Below are 25800 nucleotides of genomic sequence, written 5' to 3'. Positions count from 1 at the left end.
TGTAGGAGTGAGCTTGCTCGCGATGGGGGTGGGTCAGTTGCACCCATGTCGACGATTCGGCCCAATCGCGAGCAAGCTCACTCCTACAGGTCTTGTGGCGGCTACCTGCGCACCTGCTTCAACGTCTCGGCGATCAGAAACGCCAGTTCCAGCGACTGATCGGCGTTCATCCGTGGGTCGCAGTGGGTGTGGTAGCGATCCGACAACCCATCCTCGGTGATCGGCCGTGCGCCGCCGATGCATTCGGTGACGTTCTGCCCGGTCATCTCGATGTGGATGCCGCCGGCGTAGGTGCCTTCCGCCTGGTGCACCTGGAAGAACTGCTTCACCTCGCCCAGAATCTGCGCAAAGTCGCGGGTCTTGTAGCCGCTGCTGGCCTTGATGGTGTTGCCGTGCATCGGGTCCGAGCTCCACAGCACCTTCTTGCCTTCGCGCTCGACGGCGCGAATCAGCCCCGGCAGATGGTCGCCGACCTTGTTGGCACCCATCCGCGCGATCAGGTTCAGGCGGCCCGGGTCGTTGTCCGGGTTGAGAATGTCGATCAGGCGGATCAGGTCGTCGGTGTTCATGCTCGGGCCGACCTTCACGCCAATCGGGTTCTTCACCCCGCGCAGGAACTCCACATGGGCGCCGTCGAGCTGGCGCGTGCGGTCGCCGATCCACAGCATGTGCGCCGAGCAATCGTAGAAGTCATTGGTCAGGCTGTCGCGCCGCACGAAGGCTTCTTCGTAGTTCAGCAGCAGGGCTTCGTGGGCGGTGAAGAAACTGGTTTCGCGCAGTTGCGGCGAGGTGTCCATGCCACAGGCGCGCATGAAGGCCAGGGTTTCGTCGATGCGGTTGGCCAGTTGGCTGTACTTGTCGGACAGCGCCGAGCCCGCGATGAAGTCCAGGTTCCACTGGTGCACCTGATGCAGGTCGGCAAAACCGCCCTGGGCGAACGCGCGCAAAAGGTTCAGGGTCGCGGTGGACTGGTGATAGGCCTGCAACAGGCGGTCAGGGTCCGGCACGCGGCTCTTCTCATCGAAACCGATGCCGTTGACGATGTCGCCGCGGTAGGCGGGCAGGGTCACCCCGTCGATGGTCTCGTCATTCGACGAACGAGGCTTGGCGAACTGACCGGCCATGCGCCCGACCTTGACCACCGGGCAGCCGGCGGCGAAGGTCATGACGATTGCCATCTGCAGCAACACCTTGAAAGTGTCGCGGATCTTCGCGGCGGAGAATTCGAAGAAACTCTCGGCGCAATCGCCACCCTGCAACAGGAAGGCGCGGCCTTCGGTGACCTCGGCAAACTGGCGGCGCAACTCGCGGGCCTCACCGGCAAACACCAGCGGCGGATAACTGGCCAGCGTCTGCTCGACACGCAGCACGTGCTCGGCGTCAGGGTACTGGGGTTGTTGCTGGATAGGCAGGGTCCGCCAGCTGTCGGGGCTCCAGGGTTGGCTCATCATGAACTCGAAGTCAGTGCGATCGGACAGCCATGTTAGCAGCAAGCCCCGAGAATTTGCGTGACCTGCCGGGGCGCAATCGCCGACAATCCGCCGCTTATCCAGGCCGTTGTCGCGGCCCGTAGCAGTCCGGCTTGCCGGCGACCGCGTTTTTGCAGCGGCCACGCGCCTCAAGCCGTACACCCCGACCGACCATTGTCAAGAGAACAGCAATGACCCAGGAGCGTGTAGAGCGCGTGCTGGCCGAAGTCCATGATGACTTCGGCATGATCCGCGTGCTGGAAGTGGAAGACTACCGCTTCCTGGAGTTCGGCGATGCCATCGAGCAGAGCTGCACCTTCACCGCCGATCCCGCGTGGCTGGAGTACGACTATACCCGCGCCATGCTGATCGGCGCGCTGTGCCACGAAGCGCCGGAAAGCGCCCTGTTCATGGGCCTCGGCGCAGGTACGCTGACCCAGGCCTGCCTCAAGTTCCTGCCGCTGGACGACGTCGAAGCCATCGAGCTGCGTCCCGATGTGCCGCGCCTGGCCATGGAATACATGGGTCTTTCGGACGATCCCCGGCTGTACATCCGCATCGGCGATGCGCTGGAACTGCTGCCCACGGCCGAAAGCGCCGACCTGATCTTCGTCGACCTTTATACCGATACCGGCCCTGCGGTCGGCCATCTGGCGTGGGGCTTTCTGGAGAAGTGCCAGCAGCGGCTGAACCCCGGTGGCTGGCTCATCATCAACCAGTGGGCGTCGGACGACGGCAAGCCGCTGGGCGCGGCGCTGTTGCGCGGCCTCTACCACCGCCACTACTGGGAGTTGCCGGTGAAGGAGGGCAACGTGATTCTCATGGTGCCGGCCGACCTTGAGCAGACGCTGGACATCGACGCCCTGACCCAGCGTGCCGAGGCCCTGGCCCCGCATCTGGGTTATTCCCTGCTGTCGTTGATCCAGAGCGTTCGCCCGGCCACCTGAGCCGCCTGTTCATTGACCGGTGAAGTGCCCCGGCCTGCGTTCTATAAGGGCGCGCAGGCCCTCCTTGGCATCCTCGCTGGACATCACCTGCCTGACCTGAGCCAGCAACTGTAGCGCGGCGGCCTGCTCGCCTTCGCGCACCGCCTGGCGCGCCGAGGCCAGAGTCGCCCTGACCCCCAGTGGCGCCCGCTCGGCGATGCGCCCGGCCAGGTGCAGCGCGCAGGGCAGCAGGTCCTCCTGTGCCATGATTTCCTGCACCAGCCCCAGGCGCAGTGCTTCGTGGGCATCGAACTCATCGCCCGTCAGCAACCAGCGCATGGCGTTGCCCCAACCCGCCAACTGGTGCATGCGCAGGGTCGCGCCACCAAAGGCGAACAGGCCGCGCTGCACCTCGATCTGCGAAAAGCGGGCGTTGCTCGCACACAGGTTGATGTCTGCGGCCAGCATCAGTTCGATCCCCAGCGTCAGGCAATAGCCCTGCGCTGCGACGATGACCGGCTTGGTAACTCGCGGCCCTGCGAAAACACCCCAGGGATCGTAGCCGCCTTCGGGCAGTTGCCAGCCATTGGCGAGGGTCGGGCCGGTGTCGGCCAGGTCCAGCCCGCCGGTGAAGTGATCACCATGGGCGAAGACCACGGCCACCCGCGCCTCTGGGTTGCGCTCGAACTCGCCGTAAGCGAGGCTGAGCTGGTTGAGCATTTCCATGTCGAATGCGTTGCGCTTGGCCACGCGATCCAGCCCTATGAGCAGGATGGCGGCGCGCTGTTCCCGGGTGACGTGGCCTTTGGTCGGAGAGGTCATGTCGCAAGTTCCTGCTGATGAGTAGGAAAGGAGAGTGGGCTGCCTGACTGATCAAGGTGAATCGTTTAAGCTGCAACCACCAGTAATACCGGGCACTAGAAAAATAGACAGTGGCACAGCTTTGCGCAAAGCCTGTGACACTTGGACGCAAGGTCTTATCTGGCCGAAAAAAATCCTCACATTTTTCGGCATTTCCGGTATAGTGCGCGCCGGCCTTTCATAGGGCCCTCGTCACGGTATGGTTTGTGAAGCCTTCTTCACTGGCCGGTTCGCTTGCGAACAGTCCCTGACGATCCATTCATCCATACGTTTTCGCAAATCCCCGCCGACAAAGCAGCCAGGGTGACCTTCGGGTCTTACACGGCACGCGCAGCTTTGAAGCATGGGTCTTTGCGGATGCACTCAGAGGCAGACCCATGACCCAGGAAACCGGCGGCTTCGCCGCTCTTGATCTTCACCCAAGTATTGTTGCCGCCGTAATCGCCACTGGCTACGAAGAGCCTTCGGCCATTCAGCAGCAATCGATCCCTATTATTCTTGCCGGCCACGACATGATCGGTCAGGCGCAGACAGGTACCGGTAAAACCGCAGCCTTCGCCCTGCCAATCCTGAACCGCATCGACCCGGCAAAACGTGAGCCGCAAGCGCTGATCCTCGCGCCGACTCGCGAACTGGCCCTGCAAGTGGCCACCGCGTTCGAAACCTACGCCAAGCAGATGCCAGGCGTGACCGTGGTTGCGGTCTACGGCGGTGCGCCAATGGGCCCGCAGCTCAAGGCCATCCGCAACGGCGCGCAAATCGTCGTCGCCACCCCAGGCCGTCTGTGCGACCACCTGCGTCGTGACGAGAAAGTCCTGGCGACCGTGAACCACCTGGTTCTCGACGAAGCCGACGAAATGCTCAAGCTGGGCTTCATGGATGACCTGGAAGTGATCTTCAAGGCCATGCCGGAAACCCGCCAGACCGTACTGTTCTCGGCGACCCTGCCGCAGTCGATCCGTGCGATCGCCGAGCGTCACCTGAAAGACCCGAAACACGTCAAGATCCAGAGCAAGACCCAGACCGTCACCGCGATCGAGCAGGCTCACCTGCTGGTTCACGCCGACCAGAAGACCTCTGCCGTTCTGAGCCTGCTGGAAGTCGAAGACTTCGACGCCCTGATCATGTTCGTGCGTACCAAGCAGGCCACCCTGGACCTGGCCAGCGCCCTGGAAGCCAAAGGCTACAAGGCCGCTGCGCTGAACGGCGACATCGCCCAGAACCAGCGTGAGCGCGTCATCGACTCGCTCAAAGATGGCCGTCTGGACATCGTTGTCGCGACCGACGTTGCTGCCCGTGGTCTGGACGTTCCGCGCATCACCCACGTATTCAACGTGGACATGCCGTACGATCCAGAGTCCTACGTTCACCGTATCGGTCGTACCGGCCGTGCCGGTCGCGAAGGCCGTGCACTGCTGCTGGTCACCCCGCGTGAGCGCCGCATGCTGCAAGTGATCGAGCGTGTAACCGGTCAGAAGGTTGCCGAAGTTCGCCTGCCGGACTCCCAGGCCGTTCTCGATGCCCGCATCAAGAAACTGACCAACAGCCTGGCGCCGCTGGTTGCCGACGCTGAAGCCAGCCACGGTGATCTGCTGGATCGTCTGACTGCCGACATCGGTTGCTCGCCACGTGCACTGGCCGCTGCGCTGCTGCGCAAGGCTACCAACGGTCAGGCCCTGACCCTGGCAGCCATCGAGAAGGAACGTCCACTGGTGCCGAACAGCGCGCCACGTGGCGATCGTCCGGATCGTCCATCGGGTGACCGTCCTGATCGTGGCGACCGCGAGCGTCGTGCGCCAATGCCGCTGGCCGAAGGCCGTGCCCGTTGCCGTACCGCGCTGGGCGCGCGTGATGGCATCGCTGCCAAGAACCTGCTGGGCGCCATCCTCAACGAAGGTGGTCTGGCCCGTGAAGCCATCGGTCGCATCCAGGTGCGTGACAGCTTCAGCCTCGTCGAGCTGCCGGAAGAAGGCCTCGAGCGTCTGCTGGCCAAGCTGAAAGACACCCGCGTTGCCGGCAAGCAGCTGAAACTGCGTCGCTACCGCGAAGACTGATCAGCCCCTGTGCTGATCGTCTGAAATAAAAAATCCCCGACTGGTTCGGGGATTTTTTTTGCCTCATGGAATGCAATTCGGCTTTATCGCGGCGGCGATCTTGCGACCGACCCGCCGGCAAGCCGTGCTGCTACGTGATGCAGGGTGTCCCACCTTCAGCCGTCACCCCGCCCTCGTAGCAGCACGGCTTGCCGGCGGGAGCGATCTCAAGACGCTCACCCAAACCGGTAGATATCCATCCCCAGCGCACCCATGGTGAAACCCTGATGCGCAATGCTGAACTCGCCACCCGCACCACGGGCGAAGTAGAGGGGCAACAGGTGCTCGTCACTCGGATGATTACGCACCGCGTTCGGCGCCTGTCGGCGGTAGTCGTGCAGGGCTTCGTCGTCGCCAGCGGCGAGTTTTTCCACCATCCAGTCGCGAAATGACAGCGCCCAGGGCTCTACGCTCTCTGGCCCTGCATGCCAGTCCAGCTCCCGCAGATTGTGGGTAATGCTGCCCGACCCGATCACCAACACCTCTTCCTCGCGCAATTTCGCCAGTGCCTGGCCGACCCGGGTCTGCAGTTCAGGACCCATACGTGTTGGCAGGGAGACCTGCACCACAGGGATGTCCGCCTGCGGGTACATCAACGACAGCGGCACCCACACGCCATGGTCGAACGGTCGGCGAGTGTCCATGCGCGCAGTCAGATCGGCGTCCGCCAGCAGCTCCATGACGCGATGAGTGATGTCCAGTTGGCCCCGCGCTGGGTATTGCACGGCGAACAGTGCGGCCGGGAAGCCGCCAAAGTCATGCCAGGTTTCTGGCTGTGGGTTGCCGTTAACCAGCAACTCGTTGCTCTCCCAGTGGGCAGAGACGATCACGATGGCCTTTGGTCGGGGAAGCTCGGCCGCCAGACGTGCCAGCGCCGGGCCGCTTTCGCCGGGTTCCAGTGCAAGCATGGGGGAGCCGTGAGAAATGAACAGGCTGGGGAGCATGTCGGGAGTCCTGAGCGTATAAGATGACTGCATGATCGGGCAGATCATCGATCTAAATCTAATATAAGTTTTAGGGCTTTTTGATCGAAGTATCAGGAGTATTTATGGAGCCGCAGTTTTGGCATGAACGCTGGGCGATCAATCAGATTGGTTTCAATCAATCGGACGTGAATCCATATCTGGTGAAGTTGTGGCCCGAATTGAATGTGAATCGAGGTGAACGGGTCCTGGTGCCGTTGTGCGGCAAGACCATCGACATGACCTGGCTGGTTTCCCAAGGGTTGCACGTGGTGGGCGCCGAGCTGTCGGAAACGGCGGTGGCGGCCTGGTTCAGTGAAAACGGACTGACGCCGGTAATCGAGGAGCGGGGAGCCTTCAAGGTTTACCGTCACGACCATTGTGAAATCTGGTGTGGTGATTTCTTCGCGCTCAAACCGGGGGATGTGGGTCATTGCACGGCGTTCTACGACCGCGCGGCGTTGATTGCGCTGCCTGCGGACATGCGCTGGCGCTATGTCGAGCAACTGAACCGGCTGGTGGCACAGGATTGCCGAGGCCTGCTGGTGACGCTGGACTATGATCAGTCGCAGATTCCCGGGCCGCCTTTTTCGGTCGATGAAGACGAGGTGCAACAGCTGCTGTCGCCGGAATGGCGGGTGAAGATGGTCGGCGACTGGGATGTGCTGGAGCAGAGCGCCAAGTTCAAGCAGGCAGGCGTGACACGGTTGATGGAATACGCCTATCGGCTGTTCCGCCGCTGAGCGTAGCAGCACGGCTTGCCGGCGGGGGCGGACTTGAGATCGATCCCGCCGGCAAGCCGTGCTGCTACAGAGCGGGGAGTGAAAGAAAAGGGCGACTCGAAGTCGCCCTTTCTTATCGCAGCAGCTTTGGAATCAACCGCGCCGGCGCAGGGCCTCGATGCGGTCTTCCAGGGCCGGGTGGCTCATGAACAGGCCGGCGAGGCCGTGTTTCAGGCCGCCGTTGATGCCGAAGGCTGTCAGGCTGTCTGGCATCTGTACCGGAACGCCCTGTTCGGAACGCAGGCGCTGCAGGGCGCTAATCATCGCGCCAGTACCGGCCAGGCGTGCACCGGCGTCGTCGGCGCGGTATTCGCGTTTGCGCGAGAACCACATGACGATGGCGCTGGCCAGGAAGCCCAGCACGATTTCGGCGAAGATGGTCGCGATGTAGTACGCGATGCCCTGGCCTTCCTCGTTCTTGAAGATCACCTTGTCGACGAAGTTGCCGATGATCCGGGCGAAGAACATCACGAAGGTGTTCACCACGCCCTGCACCAGCGCCAGGGTGACCATGTCACCGTTGGCGACGTGGCCGATCTCGTGGGCCAGCACCGCTTTCACTTCCTCGGGCGAGAAACGCTCCAGCAGGCCCTGGCTGACGGCGACCAGCGCGTCGTTCTTGTTCCAGCCGGTGGCGAAGGCGTTGGCTTCATAGGCCGGGAAAATCCCGACTTCCGGCATCTTGATGCCAGCGTCGCGGGACAGTTGTTCAACGGTCTGCATCAGCCATTGTTCGTGGCGGGTGCGTGGTTGGGTGATGATCTGGGTACCGGTGCTCATCTTTGCCATCCATTTGGAGATGAACAGCGAGAACAGCGAACCGGCGAAACCAAACACGGCGCAGAAAATCAGCAGCTGATTGAGGTTCAGGTCAACCCCGTTGGCCGCCATGAACCCGTTGAAGCCAAAAAGGCTCAGGGTGATGCTGGCAATCAGCACGACCGCAAGGTTAGTGGCCAAAAACAGCAAGATGCGCATCATGGTGTGGAGTGTCTCCTCGTGAAGAATGTGTAACGTGTTGCGGGGTATATAAGGTGATGTCGGTGGCTATTCAACCGGGCGACTATTTCAAACTGTGTCGTTTCGAGCCGCCAGGGCAATTATGGCCCATTGGCGAGAGGGCGGGGGTAGAGCGATTGGCAACGCAGACCTGTAGGAGTGAGCTTGCTCGCGATTGCGTTTTGTCGGTGAAACATTCATCGACTGACACAACGCTATCGCGAGCAAGCTTACTCCTACAGGAAAAAAGGGTTACTGCTTGTAGGATTTGAGGAAGTTGCCAATCCGCCCAATGGCCTGTTCCAGATCGTCCACACGCGGCAGCGTCACCACGCGGAAGTGGTCCGGCCATGGCCAGTTGAACGCCGTGCCCTGAACGATCAGCAGCTTCTCGGAAAGCAGCAGGTCGAGTGCGAACTTCTCGTCGTTGTGGATCGGGCAGACTTTCGGATCGATGCGCGGGAATGCGTACAGCGCACCCATCGGCTTGACGCAGCTCACGCCCGGAATGTCGTTGAGCAACTCCCAGGTGCGGTTGCGCTGTTCCAGCAGGCGGCCCGGCGGCAGGATCAGGTCGTTGATGCTCTGGTAGCCACCCAGCGCGGTCTGGATCGCGTGCTGGCTCGGCACGTTGGCGCACAGACGCATGTTGGCCAGGATGTCGATGCCTTCGATGTAGCTCTGGGCGTTGTGTTTCGGGCCCGAGATGGCGATCCAGCCGGAGCGGAAACCGGCCACGCGGTAGGACTTGGACAGGCCGTTGAAGGTCAGGCACAACAGGTCCGGCGCCAGCGAAGCGGTGCAGATGTGCACGGCGTCGTCGTACAGGATCTTGTCGTAGATTTCGTCGGAGAACACCACCAGGTTGTGCTGACGGGCGATTTCCAGCATCCCCAGCAGCACTTCTTTCGAATACACGGCGCCGGTCGGGTTGTTCGGGTTGATGATGACCATGGCCTTGGTGTTCGGCGTGATCTTGGCCTTGATGTCGTCAAGGTCCGGCCACCAGTTGGCCTGCTCGTCGCACAGGTAATGCACCGGGTTGCCACCGGACAGCGCCACGGCGGCGGTCCACAGCGGGTAGTCGGGGGCCGGGACCAGCACTTCGTCGCCGTTGTTGAGCAGCGCCTGCATCGACATCACGATCAGCTCGGATACACCGTTGCCCAGGTAGATGTCTTCGATGCCGACACCTTCGACCTGCTTTTGCTGGTAGTACTGCATCACCGCCTTGCGCGCGCTGAACAGGCCTTTGGAATCGCTGTAGCCCTGGGCGGTCGGCAGGTTGCGGATCACGTCCTGGAGGATTTCGTCCGGCGCCTCGAAACCAAACGGCGCCGGGTTGCCGATGTTCAGCTTGAGGATGCGATGGCCTTCCTCTTCCAGGCGTTTGGCGTGCTTGAGCACGGGCCCGCGGATGTCATAGCAGACGTTGGCGAGCTTGTTCGATTTGCTGAACTGCATGTGATTGATCCCAAATAGAGAGGTTCGCGCTGGATGGAAAAGGCGGACCGCTAAGCACAACGCCATCAAAATGAATTTGTATGCCTGTAAGGCCGGTGACAGACTGGCGTCAAACGAAGGCGCAATCATACGTGCCACCCGACCCGTGGAAAAGACACAGATCGGGCTTTTTCAGCTGTGGAGGTGTACCCGTGGAGAAGCTTGCGAAAACCCTTGAAGAATGGAAGCAGATGCTTGACCCAGAGCAGTATCAGGTCTGCCGCCTGAAGGCCACCGAGCGGCCTTTCACCGGCAAGTACAACAGCACCAAGACCGCCGGTGTCTATCACTGCGTGTGCTGCAACGAGCCATTGTTCGACTCTGAAACCAAGTTCGATTCGGGCTGCGGCTGGCCCAGCTTCTATGCGCCGATCGAGGGCAGCGCGGTGGTGGAAGTGCGTGATGTCAGCCACGGCATGATCCGCACTGAGGTGGTCTGTGCCAAATGCGATGCTCACTTGGGCCACGTTTTCCCGGACGGCCCGCCGCCGACCGGTTTGCGTTACTGCATCAATTCGGTCTGCCTGGACCTGGTGCCCCGAGACGCCTGATGCACTGATATCACCGTGGATAATTCGATAGCGCGCCAATCAGTGGCGCGCTAACTTGGCGGTTTAACTTTCGAGGCATCGTCATGAGCGACAATTTGCTGAACATCCCGGTGCAGACGATCAAGGGCGAGCAAAAGACCCTCGCCGATTACGCAGGCAAGGCGGTGCTGGTGGTCAATACCGCGAGCAAGTGCGGCTTCACCCCGCAGTACAAGGGGCTTGAAGAGCTGTGGCAGCGTTATCGCGACCAGGGGCTGGTGGTGCTGGGGTTTCCCTGCAACCAGTTCGGCAAGCAGGAGCCAGGTAATGAAGGTGCAATTTCCGAGTTCTGCGAGCTGAACTACGGGGTGAGCTTTCCGCTGTTCAAGAAGATCGATGTCAACGGCAGCGCCGCCCATCCGTTGTTCGTGCAATTGAAGAAACAGGCGCCGGGGTTGCTGGGCTCGGAGCGGATCAAATGGAATTTCACCAAATTCCTCATCGGCCGCAACGGCCAGTTGGTCAAGCGCTACGCGCCGTTGACCAAGCCCGAAGACCTTGAGTCCGATATCAAGGCCCTCCTTAAGTAAACGCCCCGTAGCGGTCCGGCTTGCCGGCGTCGTCGATCATGAGGCCGCCACGCCGGCGAGCCGGACTGCTACGAGTCAGCGTTCATACCCCAATCTCGCATACGCCCACGCCCCCGTAGCAGCACGGCTTGCCGGCGGGGGCGATCTTGAGGGCGCCGGTCAGTGATCCTGCGTGACCGGGATCCACTGGTCGAGAATGGCGATAAGCTCTTCGCGATGGAACGGCTTGGCCAGGTAATCGTTCATGCCGGCGGTTTTGCAATGCTCGCGTTCTTCGGGCATGGCATTGGCGGTGAGGGCGATCACCGGCAGGTCTGGCCATTTCTCGCTCTGGCGAATCTGCCGGGTGGCTTCATACCCGTCCATCACCGGCATGTTGCAGTCCATCAGCACCAGGTCGAACTGGCCGCGCTCAAGCTGCTGCAACGCCTCACCGCCATGGCTGCTGACCACCACTTCACACCCCAGCTTGCCCAGCATGCCCTTGGCGACGAGCTGGTTCACCGGGTTGTCCTCTACCAGCAGAATCCGCGCGCGATACGACGCCGACTGGCTGCTGGCCAGGCGCGCACTCGGCTGTTGGCCTTCGATCCCCAGCACCCGGCCCAGCGCCCGATGCAGGACACTGCGCGACAGCGGCCGCGCCTGCTGCTGCAGCGGCGCCATCGCCTGCACCTGCTCGCCGGGCATGAAGTTGCCGTAAGCGGTCACCAGCAGGATCGGAATGCGGGTGGCGGGGCGGATGCCGATCAGGCATTCGGGGCAGTCGGTAATCAGCAGGTCGGGCTCGATCTGCGGCTGGGGCGCGTTGGCCGAAAAATGCTGATACTCGATGCCCCATTCCGGCAGCAGGCCGCTGAGCAACTCCACCAGGCCACTGCCCGGCGTGCTCACCACCACCACCCGGCCTTTCATCGCAGGCCAATGCGGTGCCGGCGTGTGGGCGGGCAGGGGCAGGTCAACATAGAAGCGGCTGCCGACCCCAGGGGTAGATTCGATGCGCAGTTGCCCGTTCATCGCTTCGCACAGGTTGTGCGTCAGGCTCAGGCCCAGCCCCGTGCCGCCGTACTGGCGAGTGATCGCGGCCTCGGCCTGGGTGAAGGGCTGGAAGATCCTGGCCTGAGCGTCCTGGGCGATGCCGATGCCGGTGTCGCAGACTTCGATCCGCACCTTGTCCGCCTGCTGGGTGAGGCGCACGTCCACGCGCCCGACCTGGGTGAACTTGAGCGCGTTGGACAGCAGGTTGCTGACGATCTGCCGCACCCGCGTCGGGTCGCCCAGCACCAACGCCGGGAAATGCGGATCGATCAGGCAGGTCAGCTCCACTTTTGGCGCGGCGTTCTGTGACAGCAGGTTGGCCGTGTCTTCGATCAAGGTGCCCAGGTCAAACGGAATGCGTTCGAGCTCCAGTTGGCCTGCATCGAATTTCGACAGGTCGAGGATATCGTTGAGCAACTCCACCAGCACTTTGCCCGAGTCATGGGCGATCGACAGTTGCTGGCGTTGTTCGGCACTCAGAGGGCCGTCGAGCGACAGCGCGAGCATGCCCAGCAGGCCGTTGAGCGGGGTGCGGATCTCGTGGCTCATGTGCGCCAGAAAGGCCGAGCGGGCATTGGCCATGTCCAGTGCGGTGCTGCGGGCAATCTCCAGTTCTTCGTTGGACTGGCTCAGCCGCGTGTTGCTGGATTTGAGTTCCTGAGTGCGCGCCTCGACGATGTCTTCAAGTTCGTTGAGGTGGTCGGTCAGGCGGTTTTCCGCTTCCAGGCGCCTGCCGAATTCGCTGGCGACATGGTCGAACTGCTGGTTGGCGACGTGGATCAGCACACCGATCTCGTCGTTTTCATGACCGGGCGGGCAGGGCAGCGGGGCCTGCTTGGGGCTGCGCGAATCGCGGCTGGCCAGGGCGCGGATGATCCCGGTCAACGGCTTGGTCAGCGTCAGGTAGAACAGCCCCATGAGAATGCAGGTCAGCACCAGGCTGCGCACGAAGCCGTTGAGCAGGGTGATTTCCGCCCGTTGCAGGAAGTGGCTGCCGAACGCGAAAGTGTCCACTTCCAGAAACAGCGTGCCGATGGCCTCCTTGGGCATGTGGTCCAGATGCAACACGTCCTCGAACTGCCGGCTCTTGCCGAACAGGCTGTCGCTGAGCATCCGGTAGCGGCTTTCGGCCAGCGGGCGAGACACTGCGGCCAGCAGCACATTGTTGTTATCGGTCAGGCGCGCGCTGACCACCGCAGGCGAATGCAGCAGCCCCAGGGTCAGCTCCTGGGCCAGTTCAGCGTCGATGTTGTAGGCGATGCGCGAGGCGGGGTTGTGACTGATTTGCAGCAGGGAGCGAATTTCACGATCGATCGAGGCGTCTTCGCTGGCATAATCGATGGCAATCTGAACAAAGCTGAGCAGGGTTCCCAGCAGGAAGCCGATCAGAACGGTCAAACGGGCCTGTTTGAACGATAGCCGGTGGGTGATCGGTATTTCCATAAGGGCGCTGTCACTTCCTGGGTCCTTCGCGGGCAAAGCATAGCCGATCGCAGACCGGCTTTAACCAGTTAAATCAAGGAGACATCGTGGATTCTAGGTTGAACGCATTCCTGGAACGCGCCGAATCGGTTCTGGCGCGACTCGAACCTCTGCTGCCTGCCGTGCGCGAGCCAGTGGACTGGGACAAGGCACTGGCGGCGCGCTGGGTGCGCGAGGGCCGCAGCGGCTATCTGCTGCCGCTGGACGTGACCCTGGACATGCGCCTGTCGGACCTGATCGGCGTTGACCAGCAGCGCGCTCAACTGGGGCGCAACACCCAGCAATTCATCGACGGGCTGCCGGCCAACCACGCGCTGCTCTGGGGCTCGCGCGGCACTGGCAAATCGTCGCTGGTACGTGCGCTGCTCGCCGAGCATGCCAAGGCCGGCCTGCGCCTGATCGAGATCGAACGCGATCATCTGGGGGACCTGCCGCGGGTGGTCGAGCAACTGCAAAAGCTGCCGCAGCGTTTCGTGCTGTTCTGCGATGACCTGTCGTTCGATTCCGGCGAAGGCGACTACCGCGTGCTCAAGAGCGTGCTCGATGGCTCGCTGGAGCAGGCGCCGGACAACGTCCTGCTGTACGCCACCTCCAACCGCCGCCACCTGGTGCCGGAGAAGGAGAGCGACAACGCCCATTGGCAACGGGGCGATGACGGCGAAATTCATCCAAGCGAAGCGGTCGAGGACAAGATTGCCCTGTCTGATCGTTTCGGTTTGTGGCTGTCTTTCTATCCATTCACCCAGGAACATTTCCTGGACGTGGTGGAACACTGGATTGGCGAACTGGCGGCCAAGGCCGGGCTCTCGTGGCAGCGGGACCATGAACTGGACATCCTGGCCGTGCGCTGGGCGACCGGTCGTGGCAACCGCAATGGCCGCTGCGCCTATCAGTTCGCCCGTTATTGGGTTGGTTTGAAAATGCTGGAGCAACATCCATGATCGATTTGAGTGCAGCAGGCCAGGGTCTCGACGGCTACCGCCTGCTGGCCGCACAGCTTGAGTCCTTGCTTGCGGACGAGCGCGATTTCATCGCCAATGCCGCGCAATTCTCGGCGTTTCTTTACACCCAGCTGGACGACCTCAACTGGGCCGGCTTTTATCTGAACCGCAACGAAGAGCTGGTGCTGGGGCCGTTCCAGGGCCAGATCGCCTGCGTGCGGATTCCGTTTGGCAAGGGCGTGTGCGGGGCTGCGGCACAAAGCCGTGAAACCCAGCGCGTGCTGGACGTGCATGAATTCCCGGGGCACATCGCCTGCGACAGCGCGTCCAACAGTGAGTTGGTGGTGCCGTTGGTCAAGGAAGGGCGCCTGATTGGCGTGCTGGACCTGGACAGCCCGAGCCTGGCGCGTTTCAGCGAGGCGGATCAGGTGGGTATCGAAGCGCTGGTGCAGATTTTCCTGCGTCTGACTGACTGCTGAGGCCTCAGCTTTAAACCGTAGCAGCACGGCTTGCCGGCGGGAGCGGTGTGTCTGTGACGAATATACCGTCTGACACACCGCCCCCGCCGGCAAGCCGTGCTGCTACAGGATCAACGTCAATCGTAGATGGCTTTCTTCTTCCACTGCGCATCCGATTCGTCGGCTTTCAGGCCTTCGGTCAGCTCGTTGTGGTCGTCTTCGGTTGGGGCGATGGTGTCCAGCACCATGGCGTTGGCCCGCGCCAACTGACGCTCCATGGCCTGCAGGTGGGTTTTCCACGGTGCCGGCTCGGCCTGGTTCTTCAGGTATTGCACGCCACGCTCGAACGCCAGCCGCGCTTGCCCCGGCTGATCCTGATTCAGTGCCTGGGTGCCCAGGTTATTGAAGAACTCAATGTGCAGCAGCACCAGCATGTTGCGAATCTCGCGAATCCAGTGCTTGGCTTCAGCGGTCTGCAGGAAACCGTCGTGGGCGGCGCGCGTCACCTGACCATGCATTGCTTCGAGCAGAAAGCGCACATCCTTGGCCTTGGCTTCGGTCTGGATGGGGCTGGCCGGGTTGTCCACCTTGATGTTGTCGCCCTGGGCCACCAGCGCTTCGAGTTCGGTTTCGCGTTCCTGGATGCCAGGGTTGTTTCTTCTTTCCAGCGCGATCAGCCGTTTGACGACGTTCAGCTCCAGACGCACCAGCAACAGCTTGAGCGCCGGGCTCATCAATTGCCCGGGGAAGGTCTCGGACAATTCGCAGCAGCGACGCAGGCGATCGTTGAGCTCGACCAGCGTGCGCGCGCGCTCGACCTTCTTCGCCTCTGCGACGTGGTTCAGATAGCCGACGGCGATCAAGAGTACGATGCCTGTTACAACCATCAGGGTGATAATGAGTGGTGTCACCGTACAAGCCTCAATCCGGGTAAATGTGCGCCGAGTGTAGTGGCTATGCACTAGCACTGGAAGGGTGGTGGTCGGGATGTCTATATAGAGATACATCCGCCTGATCCCTGTATCGGCCACCCATTACCTAAATAGAGGGCGAAGTCATTGATTTGAATAAATTTTCATTGGGGGGTTGACGACCTCTCCAACCATCCATAGAATGCGCGCCACTTGCAGCGTAAAGCACACAGCGAAGCGCAGCAGGGAGTGAATGTTGTAGTGTGTCCCCTTCGTCTAGTGGCCTAGGACACCGCCCTTTCACGGCGGTAACAGGGGTTCGAGTCCCCTAGGGGACGCCAAAGCGGGAATAGCTCAGTTGGTAGAGCACGACCTTGCCAAGGTCGGGGTCGCGAGTTCGAGTCTCGTTTCCCGCTCCAATTTTTAAGCAGCTTGGCCTTCGGGCGGAGCTGAGTGAAACCAGGAAGCATCTTCGGGTGTATTTCTGGAACTGAAACACTACACCATGGTGTTTCAGGCAGTGTCCCCTTCGTCTAGTGGCCTAGGACACCGCCCTTTCACGGCGGTAACAGGGGTTCGAGTCCCCTAGGGGACGCCATATTGCGGGAATAGCTCAGTTGGTAGAGCACGACCTTGCCAAGGTCGGGGTCGCGAGTTCGAGTCTCGTTTCCCGCTCCAAATTCACAAGAACGCCGCTCAATAGAGCGGCGTTTTTGTTTGTGCGCGTTTTTTAGTTCCTTCCTTTATATGGCTGCGCGAACCTGCCGCGCAGCATCTCTGCGAATCAGCGGGCCGCCTGCGTATCCTTTTTCAGTGCCGCCTGTTCGGCAGCCAGTCGAATGGCGTTGAAGTCCGGATCAAATCCCTGCGACACATCGACATGTTTGTTCAGAATGCCTTCGCGCTGATAAATGTCGGCGGTGTTTTGCAGGCCCTTGATCACGCCGTCATCAATGCTCACGCGCTCCATGGTGGTTTCCCTGGCGGTGGCCAGGTGCACTTCAACCGGTAGGCCGGTGACTTTGGCCTGGGCGGCGGCGTACTCGGCAGGGTGAGTGTTGACCCAGCGATAGGCGCGATCCAGGCGCACGACGAAGTCATCCAGTTGAGCGCGTTTTTCGGTGATGGCCTTGCTGGTGGCGGCGAGGTAGGAGTGATTGGTCAAAAGGTCCGGGCCGTTGGGCAGGATACGTGCGCCACTCTGGGTGGCCACGGTGGTGTAGGGCGCCCAGGTGGCCCAGGCGTCGGCGTTGCCATTGTCCAGGATCAGCCGGGACTCGCTGGGCAGCAGATACACGAAGCTGACATCGCTGGATTGAAGGCCGGCCTCGTTCAGCGCGCGGATGGCCAGGTAGTGCCCGATCGAGCCGCGTCCGGTGACGATGCGCTTGCCCTTGAGGTCGGCCACGCTCTTGATGGAAGAGTCGTTGCGCACGATCAGGGCCGTGGTGTAGCGGCCACTGACATGGGTGATGCTGATGACTTTCAACGAAGCACCGGCGCCCAGTGCAAACACATAAGGCGCATCGCCCAGGGCGCCGACGTCTACGGCCCCGGCATTCAGGGCTTCACCCAAGGGCGAGGCCGACGGGAATTCGGAGAATTTGATTTCGTAAGGCACGTCCTTCAGTTCGCCCGAGGCCTGGAGCAGGACTTTGAGCGCCGATTTCTGGTTGGCGACGAGCAGTGGCTCCAGGGCTTCGGCAGCCTGGGCAGATTGATTGACGGCCAACAGCAGTAATGCGGCAGACAGGAGGCGGGTGAGAGGGATGTTCATGGGGGATCTCCAGGCTTGAATGCGAGAGCGGCCTCCGCCTGGAGAAGGGGTCGGCCATCGAATGGGTGAATGCCCGCGGTGGGGCGATTTAAGGCGGTGGAAATGTGGGGGATGAGCCATCGCCGTCGCGGGCAAGCGCGCTCCTACAGCGCGCGCTGATTATTTTGCCTTGCACCAATCCTGTAGGAGTGAGCTTGCTCGCGATAGCGGTGTGTCAGTCAACACATGCGTCACAGACAAAGCGTCATCGCGAGCAAGCTCACTCCTACAGGGGCCGAGGCGGTCAGATCACGTAGAAACCATGGGTGCCGTCACGAGCCAGTTGCTCCACCAGGCCGAACTCCCAGTCCAGATACGCCTGCATCGCTTCGCGGGGGGCGTCGGTGCCTTCATAAGGGCGACGGTAGCGGTCGATGCGCGGGGAGGCGAGGTGGCTGTCGCCGGTTTCCAGCTCGAAACCTGCCGCGACCCAACTGGCTGTGCCGCCGCCCAGCAGAAACACTGGCTTGCCGGTCAGGGCCTCGACTTCCGGCACCACCAGGCGCGCCAGCTTGCTGCTGCCGCAGGTCAGCACGTAGCGTTCGGCGGCGGGGATCTTCTGCAGGGCGCTTGAAAGGTTGGCGCGCAGTGTCCACCAGGCGCCGGGGATGTGCTGTTTCACGTAATTGGCGCTGGCGGTGAAATCCAGCACCGCGACGCCGCCCTGTTGCTGCCACTGGCGCAGGGTGTCGGGGCTGATCTCTTCGACCTGCCACGGGGTCGGGATCGGTGCATTCCAGGCGCCTTTTTCCTTGAAGTCCTGGGGCTTGAGGCCGTCCAGCACGAAGACTTCCCAGCCCATTTGCGCCAGCCACGAGGCCGACATGTTGGCGCGTACGCCATCGTCATCCACCAGCACGATCCGGGCGCCACGCACACTGGCGTAGTGATCGGTTTCCTGCACCAACTGGCCACCCGGCGTCGAGCGCGCGCCCGGCAGGTGGCCCGCTTCGAATTCTTCCGGAGTGCGCACATCGAACAGGTAGGTGGTGCGCGTCGTCTCGGCCTGCCAGGTGTCCAGATCAGCGCGGATGCCGCGTTTCACTTTCGCCGTGTCGGCCACTTTGCGCGCATCGGCCTGGGCGGCTTGTTGGGTCTGCTCGCTGACTGCGCCAAAGCGCTGTGCCTGGCCGTGATCCAGGGTCTGGCCAGCCAGCAGCCAGCCGATGGTGCCGTTGCGCAGGGCGGAGATGGGGTTGGGCAGCCCGGCATTCACCAGTGACTGGGTGCCGATGATGCTGCGGGTGCGCCCGGCGCAGTTGACGATGATCCGGGTCTTGGGATCCGGCGCCAGCTCGCGGGCGCGCAGCACCAGTTCGGCACCGGGCACGCTGACGCCGGTGGGTATGCTCATGGTCTGGTATTCATCGAATCGGCGGGCATCGAGCACCACCACATCAGCCTTGCTGTCGAGCAGGGCTTTGACTTCCTCGGCAGCCAGGGACGGGGTGTGGCGATGATGTTCCACCAGCTCGCCAAAGGACTTGCTCGGCACGTTGACGTCGATGAACAGCTCACCGCCGGCCTCGCGCCAGCCTTGCAAGCCGCCTTCGAGGGCTTTGGCGTTGGTGTAGCCAAGCGCTGCCAGGCGGGCGAGGGCTGGCTGGACCAGGCCTTCGCCGTTGTCGTAGACAGTGATTTGCGTGTCACGGCGCGGGATGCGGGAGAACACTTCCAGTTCCAGCTTCGACAGGGGGATATTGGCGGCGAACAGCGGGTGCGCCTCGGCGAAGGGCGCTTCCTCGCGCACATCCACCAACGCCACTTCCTGGCGAGCGAGCAGGGCATTTCGGATATCGCTGTAGGATCGAGTGCTTTGAGTCATCAGTTCTGGTTCTCTTTGGACAGGTCCCAAATGTTGGGGAGAAAGGCGTTGGAATAGCCGGAGATGAACAGTTTTTCGCTGCCGTCAGCTTGATAGACGGCACGTTTGACCGCGCCGATGTTGGCGCCGTAGACGTGGATGCTGATCGACACCTGGTCGGCGAAGGCGTTGCTGACCTGATGGATATCGTTGCTGCGCGGTGACAGGGCTTCGACGTGCCCGGGGTCCAGGCGAATGGCCGGGCCTTCCTTCTCAAGCCGGCCGTCGGTGGTGCGGGCGAACCCCTGGGAGAACTCGGCGCCGCGCAACATGCCGATCAGGCCCCAGACGCGGTGATCGTGAATGGGCGTGCTCTGACCCGGCCCCCAGACAAAACTGACAATCGAAAAGCGCTGCCGGGAGTCGGCATGCAGCAGGAATTGCTGATAACGGGTGGGGTCGGGTATGGCGAACTCGTCCGGTAGCCAGTCGTCGTGCCTGACCAGTTGGCCCAGCAGCTTGCCGCCACGATGCAGCAGGTCGGTTTCGTGGGGGTGACTGTCCACCAGTTCAGCCAGTGCGGCGATGAAGGCCCGGAGTCGTTCGGGGTGTCGGGAGGTAGGCATGTCGGCTCCGCATCAAAGGATTGCGACAATATAAGCATAATGCCGGCGTTTAATATGCTATTTATTAATGATTAGGTTATAACGAAAAAGCATTTGATAACCGCAAGGAAGGTGGATGGGCTATCCACGGGCGGCAATTGGAATTATGCTTTTTGCCTATCTCCTGCCTTTTTTATATGTGTCTTTCGAATGAAAATTGATGATATCGATGCCTTCGTAGCGGTGATTCGCTGTCAGTCGATCAGCCATGCAGCCGAATCCCTGGCGCTGACTCAGCCGGCGATCACCCGGCGAGTGCAAAATTTTGAGCAGGCGCTGGGGGTCGAGCTGTTCGACCGCAACACCAAACCGCTCAAGCCGACGCCTATGGGCACACAGGTGTATCAGAAGTGTCTGGCCATCCTGCGGGAAATGGACTCGCTGCGTGAACTGGTGGCCAACGATACCCCGCCCAGCGGCCTTCTGCGCCTGGGCGTGCCGCAGACCATCGGCGATGTGGTGCTGCTCGACGCGCTGAAACAGCTGCGCGGGCAATTCCCGGAGCTGCGTGCCCAGGTATCGACGGGCTGGGGCAGCCACTTGGTGAGCAAGATCGAGAATGGCGAGATTGATGCGGCGGCAGCGCTGTTTCCCGCGGGCAAGATTTTTCCGGAAGGCATCATTGGCGAGTCCATTGGCAAAATGGAGCTGGTGGTGGTTTGTGCTGCGGACCGTGTACCGAAAAAGCCGGTCAAGCTGGCCGACTGTTATGACCAGGGCTTTGTGCTCAATCCGGATGGTTGCGGTTTCCGCGCGGGGCTGCAGCGTACCCTGGCCGATCAGGGGTTGAGCCTGAAGGTCAATCTTGAGACCTTCGGCACTGAATTGCAGTTGGGGCTGGTGGCTGACGGCATGGGCCTTGGACTGGTACCGCGACCTTTGCTTGAGCGCAGCGCCCACCGGGAATCCCTGGCGGTGCTGCCGCTCAAGGATTTCAAACCGGTGATGGATTTGTGGCTGATCTACCCAAGGTTCCTGGGCAACCTGCAGGCGCCGGTGGCGTCCTTCGGGCGCCTGGTGGCGGATGCGTTGAGGCAGGGGCGGGAAGCAGCGTAATCAGTTGCCTCCCTGCTCCCGTAGCAGCACGGCCGGGCGGCGTTCCGATGCCGGCGGGGGCGATCTTGAGGCCGCCCCCGCCGGCAAGCCGTGCTGCTACGAAAAGTACACCCGAAAATCCTCAGGCAACTTTTTCGCGCTTCTCCCGTTCGCGCCGGGCCACCAGCTCGCGGGTCAGCGGGATCAGTTTCCTGCCGTAATCGATGGCATCGTCCAGCGGGTCGAAACCGCGGATCAGGAAGGTGGTTATCCCCAGGTCGTAGTAATCGAGCAGCGCGTCGGCCACCTGTTCGGCAGTGCCAACCAGTGCAGTCGAGTTGCCCTTGGCGCCCAGAAGACCCGCAATTCCGGTCCACAGGCGCTTGTCCAGGCGCGCACCCTGCGCGGCCGCTTGCAGCAGGCGTTTCGAGCCTTCGTTGGCTGGCTCCCGGCGCTCGAATCCGCTGGCCTGCGCCAATGCCTTGGCTCGCTCCAGAATACTGTCGGCGCGGGCCCAGGCCTTTTCCTCGGTCTCTGCCAGAATCGGCCGCAATGACAAACTGAAACGTACCGTACGCCCGTGCTTCGCGGCTTCGGCACGCACCTGTTTGACGATATCCCTGACCTGCTCGTAGGTCTCACCCCACAATGCATAGACATCGGCATGCTTGCCCGCGACTTCGATGGCCGCCTGTGAAGCACCGCCGAAGTACAGCGGGATATGCGGCTGTTGTGGCGACTTGACCAGCGAATGGGCGCCTTCGAACTGGTAATAGGTGCCGTGGTGGTCGAAGGGCTTTTCTTCAGTCCATTCCTTGCGCACCACGCTCAGGTATTCATCGGTGCGTGCATAGCGCTCGTCCTTGCCGATGAAACTGCCGTCGGCGCGCAGCTCCTGATCGTCACCCCCGGTAATGATATGCACCGCCGTGCGCCCACCGTTGAACACATCCAGCGTGGTGAATTGCCGGGCGGCGACGGTGGGGGAGATGAAGCCTGGGCGGTGAGCGACGAGGAACTTCAGCTTTTTCGTGACGCTGGCGGCGTAGGATGCAACGAACGCGCTGTCCGGGCTGTTGGAGTGGTAGGCGACCAATGCGCGATCGAAGCCCGCTTCCTCGTGGGCGCGAGCGACCTTTTCGACATATTCAGGCTGAATCGTCTGACCGCTGCGTGGGTGGATTTCCGAGCCGGGTTGCGTGGCGATATAGCCGATGAATTCGACGCTCATGACAATTCCTTGTGTTGTTGAAAGACCGGGCGCAGGAGTAGGCGCCAGCGCTAGTCAGCAACATAAGGGGATGGGCGCAAGCTGTGAAATTCGATTTGGCGCTAAGCTAATTATAAAAATAATGCATTTACTTGAAATGCTTATATTACAAAACTGTAGCAGCACGGCTTGCCGGCGTCAGCGATCCCAGATACGCCGACGCCGGCAAGCCGGATTGCTACCTGCGTGTCGATATCAGTGGCGCGGGCCGTCCTGTCCCAGGGCCAGCAACTGCTTTTCCTGTTCCCAATCGAACGGTTCTTCGTTTTCTTCAGCCTCGAAACGGCGCTCTTCGAGGGCGGTGTACATGTCGATTTCTTCGTCGGGCATGAAGTGCAGGCAGTCGCCGCCGAAGAACCACAAAAGGTCGCGGGGCACCAGATGGGCGATTTGCGGATAGCGCTGGATCACCTGGCAGAGCAGGTCCTGGCCCAGGTACTGGCTTTCGATCGGCTCCACAGGCAGCAGGGCCATCAGTTCGTCATAACGCTCCAGGAACAGGTCATGGCTTTCTTCGGGAACCTGTTCTGCTTCACCCAGCGCGACCAGGATGCCGCGCAGGTGCGTCAGCAGGTTCAGAGTGTGGTCGAGATTGGCGTTGGCCATGATGAGGTCCTCAGAGACAAAAACAGGCGCGGGAGTATAGATCTCCCCAAGGCCTGCCGATAGTCCGCCGAGGACCTGCGGTCGTGCAAGGCGTGCGGGTTCAGTGCCAGAGGCCGGCCAGGTATCGGTGCCCGGCTTCGGTCAGGGCGATGTGGGAGAAGGTGTTGTCAGGGCTGGGCTGGCGTGTCACGAAGCCGATGAGTAACAGGGTTTGCAGGGTCTGGGTGGGTTTGCCGCTGTGAAGGTCCTCCCCCGAGGCGATTTCAGCAAGCAGGCAGCGATGAGTCATGCGTTGATCGATCATGATGCGTCCCCTTGGTGTTTTCTTGTTGTTACCGGGGAGTGTAGGACAATGTTGGGGGATGTGCAGGCTAGAGCGGTATTTCATGCGCTAGCCCTGTAGGAGTGAGCTTGCTCGCGATAGGTTTCATCGGCTGCCAGATGTGTGTCTGATGTACCGCTATCGCGAGCAAGCTCACTCCTACAGGTGCGCGTTTTCATTACTGATTCAGCGGATTTTGCCTTCGGACGCGGTCAACTGCTCCTTGTCGAAATCATTTACGTCAATCACCTTGCGCCGCGCAGTTTCGGCGGCGCGCAGTTTCTCGGCTTCGGCCACCTGCAGCACCCCGGCATTGAGTGCGGCATCGACCACATGCTCGCCGGCAGCGGGTTTCACCTGCCCACCTTTGAGCGCCTGATGCAGCCGAACATGCAGCGGCTTGGCTTCGTGCAGGCGGTCCGCCGCGTGTTGCAGGGCACCGACCGGATCGTCTTCGGCGGTGGGGCGGTAACAGCCGGCCAGCACCGACTCCAGCGCCGGATCGCCCTTGGCGCGGCCGATGATCTGCGCGACCTCGGCATCCAGTGCATCGGACGGGCCTTTGTGGCGGCGGCCAAACGGGAACACGATCACCCGCAGCATCCCGCCCAGAATCCGGTTCGGGAAGTTGCTGAGCAACTCATCCAGTGCGCGTTCCGATTCGCCAAGCGCCTCTTCCATCGACCAGCGCAAAAGCGGCGCCAGCGCTTCGGGGTAGTCCAGGTCGTGGTAGCGCTTGAGGGCCGCCGAGGCCAGGTACATGTGGCTCAGCACATCACCCAACCGCGCCGACAGACGCTCGCGGCGTTTCAGTTCGCCGCCCAGCAGCATCATCGACAGGTCGGCAAGCATGGCGAAGGCCGCAGCCTGACGATTCAGCGCGCGGAAGTAGCCCTGGCTCAGGCGGTCCCCCGGCTGGTTTTCAAAATGCCCGAAGCCCAGGTTCAGCACCAGGGTGCTGGCGGCGTTGCGCACGGCGAACCCGATGTGTTGCAGCAGCAGGTCATCGAATTCGACCACGGCCTGGTCGTGATCTTCACGTCCGGCCAGGGCCATTTCCTTGAGCACGAATGGATGGCAACGGATCGCGCCCTGACCGAAGATCATCAGGTTGCGCGACAGGATGTTCGCGCCTTCCACCGTGATGAAGATCGGCGCACCTTGCCATGCGCGGCCGAGGTAATTGTTCGGCCCCATGATGATGGCCTTGCCGCCGTGCACGTCCATGGCGTGGGTGATGCACTCGCGGCCGCGTTCGGTCAGGTGGTACTTGAGTATCGCCGACAGCACCGACGGTTTTTCGCCCAGGTCCACGGCATTGGCGGTCAGCATCCGCGCGCTGTCCATCAGCCAGGCATTGCCGCCGATGCGCGCCAGGGCTTCCTGAATCCCTTCGAACGCCGCCAGTGGCACGTTGAACTGCTCGCGGATCTGCGTGTACTGGCCGGTGACCAGGCTCGCGTGCTTGGCCGCGCCGGTGCCTACAGCAGGCAGGGAAATCGAACGGCCTACTGACAGACAATTCATCAGCATCATCCAGCCTTTGCCGAGCATGTCCTGGCCGCCAATCAGATACTCCAGCGGGATGAAAACGTCCTTGCCGGAGTTGGGCCCGTTCATGAACGCGGCGCCCAGCGGCAGGTGACGACGACCGATTTCCACGCCCGGCGTGTCGGTGGGGATCAGCGCCAGGCTGATGCCCAGATCTTCTTCCTCACCCAGCAGGTGTTCAGGGTCGTAGGCCTTGAACGCAAGGCCCAGCAGGGTGGCGACGGGCCCGAGGGTGATGTAGCGCTTTTCCCAGTTCAGGCGCAGGCCAATCACTTCTTCGCCCTGCCACTGGCCTTTGCAGATGATCCCGGTGTCGGGCATGGCGCCTGCGTCGGAGCCTGCCAGCGGGCCGGTCAAGGCAAAGCAGGGAATGTCATCGCCACGGGCCAGGCGCGGCAGGTAGTGATTGCGCTGCTCGTCAGTCCCGTAATGCAGCAGCAGTTCCGCTGGCCCAAGGGAATTGGGCACCATGACAGTGGACGCCAGATCGCCGCTGCGGGTCGCCAGCTTCATCGCCACCTGCGAGTGGGCGTAGGCCGAGAAACCTTTGCCGCCGTACTCCTTGGGGATAATCAGGGCAAAGAAGCCGTGGGTCTTGATGTGCGCCCAGGCTTCGGGCGGCAGGTCCATCGCCTGGCCGATTTCCCAGTCGCTGACCATGGCGCACAGCTCGTTGGTCGGGCCATCGATAAACGCCTGTTCTTCTTCGGTCAACTGACTTTTCGGATAGCTGAGCAGGGTGTTCCAGTCCGGGCGGCCACTGAACAGTTCGCCGTCCCACCAAACCGTGCCAGCGTCGATGGCATCACGCTCGGTTTCTGACATAGGCGGCAACACTTTCTGGAACCAGGCGAACATCGGCGCGCTGAAATACTTGCGGCGCAGGTCCGGCAGCGCCAGCGGCAAGGCCACTGCCAGCCACAACGCCCAAGGGACTATCATCCAGCCATGGGCATGGCTGAGCGCCCCCATCACCAGCAGGTAAACCGCCACAATTCCAAGGGCGGGGAAGGGCGCGACGCGCCGATGGGCCAGCCAGGCCACGCCGATCACCAGAACCACGATCCACAACAACAGCATAGGAATCCCTCCATAAAGACGGCGAAACAGGCGCCATCGAGCACGCAGACAAGGCTCTGCCCTGCGCATCGATAGTGACCCCTGCCTGCCATGGGAGTTCGAACCG

At 61.7% G+C, this 25800-nt stretch carries 22 protein-coding genes and 4 tRNA genes; 12 read left to right on the top strand and 14 right to left on the bottom strand.

Annotated elements, in window-relative coordinates; all coding sequences use genetic code 11:
* Positions 1-101 precede the first annotated feature (101 nt).
* Positions 102-1448, bottom strand: coding sequence for a class II 3-deoxy-7-phosphoheptulonate synthase (locus NPS29_RS09720; RefSeq protein ID WP_274132243.1), 1347 nt, complete (start codon positions 1446-1448; stop codon positions 102-104).
* Between the two features lie 212 nt (positions 1449-1660).
* Between NPS29_RS09720 and NPS29_RS09715 the strand changes: the two genes are divergently transcribed.
* Positions 1661-2416: a spermidine synthase gene (locus NPS29_RS09715; RefSeq protein ID WP_274132241.1), complete on the top strand. Its 756-nt coding sequence runs from the start codon at positions 1661-1663 to the stop codon at positions 2414-2416.
* 9 nt (positions 2417-2425) lie between these two features.
* On the opposite strand, the gene NPS29_RS09710 is transcribed toward NPS29_RS09715, so the two are convergent.
* The gene (locus NPS29_RS09710; RefSeq protein WP_274132240.1) at positions 2426-3217 is read right to left on the bottom strand and encodes a crotonase/enoyl-CoA hydratase family protein; all 792 of its coding nucleotides are present in this window, start codon (positions 3215-3217) and stop codon (positions 2426-2428) included.
* A 416-nt stretch (positions 3218-3633) separates the two neighbouring features.
* Here NPS29_RS09710 and NPS29_RS09705 point away from each other — a divergent pair, with 416 nt between their 5' ends.
* Positions 3634-5310, top strand: coding sequence for a DEAD/DEAH box helicase (locus NPS29_RS09705; protein ID WP_274132239.1), 1677 nt, complete (start codon positions 3634-3636; stop codon positions 5308-5310).
* A gap of 215 nt (positions 5311-5525) precedes the next feature.
* Here NPS29_RS09705 and NPS29_RS09700 read toward each other — a convergent pair whose 3' ends face one another.
* On the bottom strand, positions 5526-6293 hold the full coding sequence (locus tag NPS29_RS09700) for a DODA-type extradiol aromatic ring-opening family dioxygenase (RefSeq protein WP_274132238.1): 768 nt from the start codon (positions 6291-6293) through the stop codon (positions 5526-5528).
* A gap of 104 nt (positions 6294-6397) precedes the next feature.
* Between NPS29_RS09700 and NPS29_RS09695 the strand changes: the two genes are divergently transcribed.
* Positions 6398-7054 (top strand): thiopurine S-methyltransferase, encoded by a 657-nt coding sequence (locus tag NPS29_RS09695; RefSeq protein ID WP_274132237.1) that lies wholly within the window; start codon positions 6398-6400, stop codon positions 7052-7054.
* Positions 7055-7186: 132 nt separating this feature from the next.
* Here NPS29_RS09695 and htpX read toward each other — a convergent pair whose 3' ends face one another.
* A complete protein-coding gene (gene htpX, locus NPS29_RS09690) occupies positions 7187-8074 on the bottom strand; it encodes a protease HtpX (RefSeq protein WP_274132236.1) in 888 nt (295 codons plus the stop codon).
* 270 nt (positions 8075-8344) lie between these two features.
* On the bottom strand, positions 8345-9556 hold the full coding sequence (locus tag NPS29_RS09685; protein WP_074757687.1) for a pyridoxal phosphate-dependent aminotransferase: 1212 nt from the start codon (positions 9554-9556) through the stop codon (positions 8345-8347).
* Between the two features lie 191 nt (positions 9557-9747).
* On the opposite strand from NPS29_RS09685, the gene msrB reads away from it, so the two are divergent.
* Positions 9748-10146, top strand: coding sequence for a peptide-methionine (R)-S-oxide reductase MsrB (msrB, locus tag NPS29_RS09680; RefSeq protein ID WP_274132235.1), 399 nt, complete (start codon positions 9748-9750; stop codon positions 10144-10146).
* 83 nt (positions 10147-10229) lie between these two features.
* Positions 10230-10715: a glutathione peroxidase gene (locus NPS29_RS09675; RefSeq protein ID WP_274132234.1), complete on the top strand. Its 486-nt coding sequence runs from the start codon at positions 10230-10232 to the stop codon at positions 10713-10715.
* Positions 10716-10874: 159 nt separating this feature from the next.
* Here NPS29_RS09675 and NPS29_RS09670 read toward each other — a convergent pair whose 3' ends face one another.
* Positions 10875-13196, bottom strand: coding sequence for a hybrid sensor histidine kinase/response regulator (locus NPS29_RS09670; protein ID WP_274132233.1), 2322 nt, complete (start codon positions 13194-13196; stop codon positions 10875-10877).
* Between the two features lie 86 nt (positions 13197-13282).
* Between NPS29_RS09670 and NPS29_RS09665 the strand changes: the two genes are divergently transcribed.
* Both NPS29_RS09665 and NPS29_RS09660 read left to right on the top strand, forming a co-directional pair.
* Entirely contained in the window at positions 13283-14176 is an 894-nt protein-coding gene (locus tag NPS29_RS09665) for an ATP-binding protein (protein WP_274132232.1), read from the top strand.
* Positions 14173-14655 (top strand): GAF domain-containing protein, encoded by a 483-nt coding sequence (locus NPS29_RS09660; protein ID WP_274132231.1) that lies wholly within the window; start codon positions 14173-14175, stop codon positions 14653-14655. The genes NPS29_RS09665 and NPS29_RS09660 overlap by 4 nt, the downstream gene beginning before the upstream one ends.
* A gap of 116 nt (positions 14656-14771) precedes the next feature.
* Here the strand turns inward: NPS29_RS09660 and NPS29_RS09655 are convergent, their stop codons facing one another.
* Positions 14772-15545: a hypothetical protein gene (locus NPS29_RS09655; RefSeq protein WP_274132230.1), complete on the bottom strand. Its 774-nt coding sequence runs from the start codon at positions 15543-15545 to the stop codon at positions 14772-14774.
* A 265-nt stretch (positions 15546-15810) separates the two neighbouring features.
* Between NPS29_RS09655 and NPS29_RS09650 the strand changes: the two genes are divergently transcribed.
* The 4 genes from NPS29_RS09650 to NPS29_RS09635 all read left to right on the top strand — a co-directional run bounded on the left by NPS29_RS09650 (position 15811) and on the right by NPS29_RS09635 (position 16223).
* A tRNA-Glu gene (locus tag NPS29_RS09650) sits at positions 15811-15886 on the top strand.
* A gap of 2 nt (positions 15887-15888) precedes the next feature.
* Positions 15889-15964, top strand: a tRNA-Gly gene (locus NPS29_RS09645).
* A 103-nt stretch (positions 15965-16067) separates the two neighbouring features.
* A tRNA-Glu gene (locus NPS29_RS09640) sits at positions 16068-16143 on the top strand.
* Positions 16144-16147: 4 nt separating this feature from the next.
* Positions 16148-16223, top strand: a tRNA-Gly gene (locus tag NPS29_RS09635).
* Between the two features lie 106 nt (positions 16224-16329).
* On the opposite strand, the gene NPS29_RS09630 is transcribed toward NPS29_RS09635, so the two are convergent.
* From NPS29_RS09630 to NPS29_RS09620, 3 genes are all read right to left on the bottom strand, one after another.
* The gene (locus NPS29_RS09630; RefSeq protein WP_274132229.1) at positions 16330-17322 is read right to left on the bottom strand and encodes an ABC transporter substrate-binding protein; all 993 of its coding nucleotides are present in this window, start codon (positions 17320-17322) and stop codon (positions 16330-16332) included.
* 283 nt (positions 17323-17605) lie between these two features.
* A complete protein-coding gene (locus NPS29_RS09625) occupies positions 17606-19189 on the bottom strand; it encodes a rhodanese-related sulfurtransferase (protein WP_274132334.1) in 1584 nt (527 codons plus the stop codon).
* A complete protein-coding gene (locus NPS29_RS09620; protein ID WP_274132228.1) occupies positions 19186-19791 on the bottom strand; it encodes a cysteine dioxygenase in 606 nt (201 codons plus the stop codon). The genes NPS29_RS09625 and NPS29_RS09620 overlap by 4 nt, the downstream gene beginning before the upstream one ends.
* 189 nt (positions 19792-19980) lie before the next feature.
* Here NPS29_RS09620 and NPS29_RS09615 point away from each other — a divergent pair, with 189 nt between their 5' ends.
* The gene (locus tag NPS29_RS09615) at positions 19981-20886 is read left to right on the top strand and encodes a LysR family transcriptional regulator (RefSeq protein ID WP_274132227.1); all 906 of its coding nucleotides are present in this window, start codon (positions 19981-19983) and stop codon (positions 20884-20886) included.
* A 121-nt stretch (positions 20887-21007) separates the two neighbouring features.
* Here the strand turns inward: NPS29_RS09615 and NPS29_RS09610 are convergent, their stop codons facing one another.
* The 4 genes from NPS29_RS09610 to NPS29_RS09595 all read right to left on the bottom strand — a co-directional run bounded on the left by NPS29_RS09610 (position 21008) and on the right by NPS29_RS09595 (position 25694).
* Complete coding sequence (locus NPS29_RS09610; RefSeq protein WP_274132226.1) at positions 21008-22096, bottom strand: LLM class flavin-dependent oxidoreductase; 1089 nt, start codon at positions 22094-22096, stop codon at positions 21008-21010.
* 234 nt (positions 22097-22330) lie between these two features.
* The gene (locus NPS29_RS09605; RefSeq protein WP_274132225.1) at positions 22331-22741 is read right to left on the bottom strand and encodes a PA2817 family protein; all 411 of its coding nucleotides are present in this window, start codon (positions 22739-22741) and stop codon (positions 22331-22333) included.
* A 100-nt stretch (positions 22742-22841) separates the two neighbouring features.
* Positions 22842-23045 carry a hypothetical protein gene (locus NPS29_RS09600; RefSeq protein ID WP_274132224.1) on the bottom strand — a complete coding sequence of 68 codons (204 nt, stop codon included), beginning with the start codon at positions 23043-23045 and terminating at the stop codon, positions 22842-22844.
* A 204-nt stretch (positions 23046-23249) separates the two neighbouring features.
* Positions 23250-25694, bottom strand: a complete 2445-nt coding sequence (locus tag NPS29_RS09595; protein WP_274132223.1) for an acyl-CoA dehydrogenase — start codon at positions 25692-25694, stop codon at positions 23250-23252.
* Positions 25695-25800 lie beyond the last annotated feature (106 nt).

Source organism: Pseudomonas putida, assembly GCF_028682175.1.
Classification (GTDB): Bacteria; Pseudomonadota; Gammaproteobacteria; order Pseudomonadales; family Pseudomonadaceae; genus Aquipseudomonas; species Aquipseudomonas putida_AD.
Note: the sequence above shows the minus strand (reverse complement) of the source record. Positions and strands in the feature narration are given on the sequence as shown.

Coding starts and splice junctions, on each gene's coding strand:
- NPS29_RS09720 (WP_274132243.1), bottom strand. CDS start 1,448: ATGAGCCAACCCTGGAGCCCCGACAGCTGGCGGACCCTGCCTATCCAG.
- NPS29_RS09715 (WP_274132241.1), top strand. CDS start 1,661: ATGACCCAGGAGCGTGTAGAGCGCGTGCTGGCCGAAGTCCATGATGAC.
- NPS29_RS09710 (WP_274132240.1), bottom strand. CDS start 3,217: ATGACCTCTCCGACCAAAGGCCACGTCACCCGGGAACAGCGCGCCGCC.
- NPS29_RS09705 (WP_274132239.1), top strand. CDS start 3,634: ATGACCCAGGAAACCGGCGGCTTCGCCGCTCTTGATCTTCACCCAAGT.
- NPS29_RS09700 (WP_274132238.1), bottom strand. CDS start 6,293: ATGCTCCCCAGCCTGTTCATTTCTCACGGCTCCCCCATGCTTGCACTG.
- NPS29_RS09695 (WP_274132237.1), top strand. CDS start 6,398: ATGGAGCCGCAGTTTTGGCATGAACGCTGGGCGATCAATCAGATTGGT.
- htpX (WP_274132236.1), bottom strand. CDS start 8,074: ATGATGCGCATCTTGCTGTTTTTGGCCACTAACCTTGCGGTCGTGCTG.
- NPS29_RS09685 (WP_074757687.1), bottom strand. CDS start 9,556: ATGCAGTTCAGCAAATCGAACAAGCTCGCCAACGTCTGCTATGACATC.
- NPS29_RS09675 (WP_274132234.1), top strand. CDS start 10,230: ATGAGCGACAATTTGCTGAACATCCCGGTGCAGACGATCAAGGGCGAG.
- NPS29_RS09670 (WP_274132233.1), bottom strand. CDS start 13,196: ATGGAAATACCGATCACCCACCGGCTATCGTTCAAACAGGCCCGTTTG.
- NPS29_RS09660 (WP_274132231.1), top strand. CDS start 14,173: ATGATCGATTTGAGTGCAGCAGGCCAGGGTCTCGACGGCTACCGCCTG.
- NPS29_RS09630 (WP_274132229.1), bottom strand. CDS start 17,322: ATGAACATCCCTCTCACCCGCCTCCTGTCTGCCGCATTACTGCTGTTG.
- NPS29_RS09620 (WP_274132228.1), bottom strand. CDS start 19,791: ATGCCTACCTCCCGACACCCCGAACGACTCCGGGCCTTCATCGCCGCA.
- NPS29_RS09615 (WP_274132227.1), top strand. CDS start 19,981: ATGAAAATTGATGATATCGATGCCTTCGTAGCGGTGATTCGCTGTCAG.
- NPS29_RS09610 (WP_274132226.1), bottom strand. CDS start 22,096: ATGAGCGTCGAATTCATCGGCTATATCGCCACGCAACCCGGCTCGGAA.
- NPS29_RS09605 (WP_274132225.1), bottom strand. CDS start 22,741: ATGGCCAACGCCAATCTCGACCACACTCTGAACCTGCTGACGCACCTG.
- NPS29_RS09600 (WP_274132224.1), bottom strand. CDS start 23,045: ATGATCGATCAACGCATGACTCATCGCTGCCTGCTTGCTGAAATCGCC.
- NPS29_RS09595 (WP_274132223.1), bottom strand. CDS start 25,694: ATGCTGTTGTTGTGGATCGTGGTTCTGGTGATCGGCGTGGCCTGGCTG.